Raw genomic sequence first — 2,906 nt, forward strand, 5'->3', positions numbered from 1 at the left:
CCAAGCCGGCCGCCTGCGCAAGGAAGGCAAGGATTACATCGTCAAGGATGGCGACGTGCTGCACTTCCTGTTCAACGTCTGATCCTGGGGCAGATGCTCCGGCCCTTGGGGTGAGGGGGTGGGATGTGCTTCGGCCTGTTCCGTTCAGGGCCGCTGCGGGGGTGACATGCGAAAGCGCGCCCCGCTGTCGCACACTGGTGCCAGCCGACAGCCGGAGTCCGTCATGCCGACCCCTCCCGTGCGCCTCTGCCTGGGACATCCCGAGGACGCCCGAGCCATCAGCGTGCTCGCGCGCCGCGTGGCGCGTCGCTGGATCCTGCCTGATCAACCCCAGGACGCCGGCCAGGCGCTGCTCGAGCGGCTCGGTACCCGGGCCCTGCGCGAACGCATGCTGGAGGGCCAGCGGTTCCACCTCGCGTGGATGGGCCAGACGCTCGCAGGCATCGCGGCGATGCGCGACGACCGCCACCTCGTCCAGTTCTTCGTCGGCACCCGCTGGCAAGGCCGCGGCATCGCGCGCCGGTTGTGGCAGCGGGCGATGGCCGACGCGCAACGCCGTGCCGGTACATCCCGCTTCACCCTCAACGCCACCCGGTGTGCCGTGCCGGTGTACCTGCACCTGGGCTTTCAGGCCACCGGCCCGGAGGCATTCTCCCCCAGCGGCGTGCTGACCACGCCGATGGTGCTGGAGACCGCGCCCCGCCATCGGACGCGGGCATAATCGCCCGATTGCCGCATTCGACAGGATCGCCATGCCCGGCCAGCAGCACGAAGTCACCTTCCGCTTTCTCGCCCAGCCCACCGACGTCAACTTCGGCGGCAAGGTGCACGGCGGCATGGCGATGAAATGGATCGACCAGGCCGGCTATGCCTGCGCGGTCGGCTGGAGCGGTGCCTATTGCGTGACGGTGTCGGTCAGCGGCATCCAGTTCATCGCGCCGATCCTGATCGGCGACCTGGTCAGCGTACGCGCGCGGCTGATCCATACCGGCACCAGCAGCATGCACCTGGCGGTGGACGTGCTCGCGCGCGACCTGCGCAAGGGTGAGCAGCGCCTGGCCACCAGTTGCGTAATGGTGTTCGTGGCACTGGATGCGCCCGATGGCAAGCCCACGCCAGTGCCGCCGTGGCAGCCGCGCGACGAGGAAGACCGGCGGCTGCAGGATTTCGCCCGGCGTCTTGCCGAGCTCTCCAAGACCATGGAGCAGCAGGTCGCCATGCTGCGGCCGGTGGCCGACGCCGTCTAGACGCTGGGGCTGGGGCGCCAGATCCGCTGCTCCAACCACTGCGGGCTGGTCAGCGGCGCCAGCAGCCGCGCCGCCGGCACGCTGGCGAGCAGGCGCACCAGCAACCAGGCGGCTGGCAGCAGGATGAGCATCACCAGCACCGGCGCCCCGCTGGACGCCAGTGCCTCGAAGACACCTGCGGCCGTGGCGAACTTGATGACGAAGCCGTGTGCCAGGTACGCCTGCAGGCTGCGGCCGCCCGCTGCCGACACGCTTAGTGCGCGGCGTGGCACCAGGCTCAGGAACGCCGCGGCGCCCAGCACGCCGACGCCCAGCCGAAGCAATCGCCACAACGTGCCCTCGGCGTCGCCAATGCCGAGCGCCGCATACCCGTTGCTGCCATACAGCCAGCGCGGATCGGAGACGATGCCGGCAACCAGCGCCATCAGCGCCAGCACGGCCACCGCCAGCACTTGCAACGGCAGGCCGTGCAGCCGTTCGCGCCAGTCGTCGCCATGCAGATGGCCGAGCAGGAACAGCGGAAAGAACGCCGCCGTGCGCGAGAGCGACAGCCCGTAACCGATGTCGTCCGCCCAGCCCGTGGCCACGGCAAAGGCCACGGCGAAGAGCAGTGGCCGGCGCAACCGCACGCACAACGGCAGCAGCAGCCGCCAGCACGCCAGGCTGGGCAGGTACCACAGCAACCAATAGGGCGTGGTCACGCCTGTCGGCCCCGCATCCGGCCAGCCAGGCGCGCGGGCTGCCAGCGCATAGAGGCCCTGGAACAGCAGATAAGGCAGCAGCAGTTGAAAGGCGATCCGGCGCAGCAGGCGCACATCCACCTCGGCCCGCGCCACCGATCCGGAGAGGAAGGCGAACGCCGGCATGTGGAAGAGGTAGATGAACCGGTAGGCAGCATCGACGAGCGCGAATCCGCGCAACGGTTCCAGGCAGTGGCCGAACACCACCAGCGTGATCAGGCCCAGCCGGGCATTGTCACGCCAGGGATCGCGAGCGCATCGGGCGGCTGGGGCAGGCAGGGAGATGGCCCGGGTCGGGCCTTTGCGGGCGAGCAACATGGGCCGAGCAAAGCGCATCGACGGTTCAGGTCGCGTCGCCGGGTTGTCAGCATTGCGTGCCAATCGTGGAATGCGTTTGCCACCGAGGTTCCACGTCCACGCGGGCGCATGCGTATCATCCGTGCCCCGCGGACTCGCATCGTTTGGCGTGCCGCGTGTGCTCCAGCCGTCGCGAAGTGTTGACACATCGGAGGATGACCGCGAAAATAGCCGTTCTTTGTTGGAGGGATACCCAAGCGGCCAACGGGGGCAGACTGTAAATCTGCTGGCTTACGCCTTCGGTGGTTCGAATCCACCTCCCTCCACCATGACGAGTTCCGCGCAGGGCCCGGTTCAAACCGGGAGCGTCATCCAGGCGGGAGTAGTTCAATGGTAGAACCTCAGCCTTCCAAGCTGATGGTGCGGGTTCGATTCCCGTCTCCCGCTCCATTGATCTCGTCCAAAGTTTTTTTGCTCATGTAGCTCAGTCGGTAGAGCACTTCCTTGGTAAGGAAGAGGTCGCTGGTTCGATTCCAGTCATGAGCACCATTATCGTTGCTCGCCCGTTCCGGGCGGTTTTCCTCTCACTGACTCCACCGGGATTCTGGTCATGGCAAAGGGC

Annotated in this window: 4 protein-coding genes and 3 tRNA genes; 6 read left to right on the forward strand and 1 reads right to left on the reverse strand. The window is 67.4% G+C overall.

Features of this window, described 5'->3' with window-relative positions; translation table 11 throughout:
• The 3 genes from VFH59_RS13780 to VFH59_RS13790 all read left to right on the forward strand — a co-directional run.
• The coding region (locus tag VFH59_RS13780; protein WP_325165487.1) for a DUF933 domain-containing protein at positions 1-82 on the forward strand (82 nt) is incomplete at its 5' end.
• Between the two features lie 141 nt (positions 83-223).
• The gene (locus VFH59_RS13785) at positions 224-721 is read left to right on the forward strand and encodes a GNAT family N-acetyltransferase (protein WP_325165484.1); all 498 of its coding nucleotides are present in this window, start codon (positions 224-226) and stop codon (positions 719-721) included.
• A 31-nt stretch (positions 722-752) separates the two neighbouring features.
• The gene (locus VFH59_RS13790) at positions 753-1,247 is read left to right on the forward strand and encodes an acyl-CoA thioesterase (RefSeq protein WP_325165485.1); all 495 of its coding nucleotides are present in this window, start codon (positions 753-755) and stop codon (positions 1,245-1,247) included.
• Here VFH59_RS13790 and VFH59_RS13795 read toward each other — a convergent pair.
• Positions 1,244-2,305 carry a hypothetical protein gene (locus tag VFH59_RS13795; RefSeq protein WP_325165486.1) on the reverse strand — a complete coding sequence of 354 codons (1,062 nt, stop codon included), beginning with the start codon at positions 2,303-2,305 and terminating at the stop codon, positions 1,244-1,246. The genes VFH59_RS13790 and VFH59_RS13795 overlap by 4 nt on opposite strands.
• A gap of 222 nt (positions 2,306-2,527) precedes the next feature.
• On the opposite strand from VFH59_RS13795, the gene VFH59_RS13800 reads away from it, so the two are divergent.
• From VFH59_RS13800 to VFH59_RS13810, 3 genes are all read left to right on the forward strand, one after another.
• A tRNA-Tyr gene (locus tag VFH59_RS13800) sits at positions 2,528-2,613 on the forward strand.
• Between the two features lie 47 nt (positions 2,614-2,660).
• Positions 2,661-2,734, forward strand: a tRNA-Gly gene (locus VFH59_RS13805).
• A gap of 23 nt (positions 2,735-2,757) precedes the next feature.
• Positions 2,758-2,833 (forward strand) — tRNA-Thr (locus VFH59_RS13810).
• The last annotated feature ends 73 nt before the right edge of the window (positions 2,834-2,906 follow it).

The sequence above is a fragment of the Frateuria sp. genome (assembly GCF_035695185.1).
GTDB lineage: Bacteria > Pseudomonadota > Gammaproteobacteria > Xanthomonadales > Rhodanobacteraceae > Frateuria_A.

Excerpts from the sequence above, each read along its gene's own strand:
- VFH59_RS13790 (WP_325165485.1), top strand. The coding sequence starts at position 753 with ATGCCCGGCCAGCAGCACGAAGTCACCTTCCGCTTTCTCGCCCAGCCC.
- VFH59_RS13785 (WP_325165484.1), top strand. The coding sequence starts at position 224 with ATGCCGACCCCTCCCGTGCGCCTCTGCCTGGGACATCCCGAGGACGCC.
- VFH59_RS13795 (WP_325165486.1), bottom strand. The coding sequence starts at position 2,305 with ATGTTGCTCGCCCGCAAAGGCCCGACCCGGGCCATCTCCCTGCCTGCC.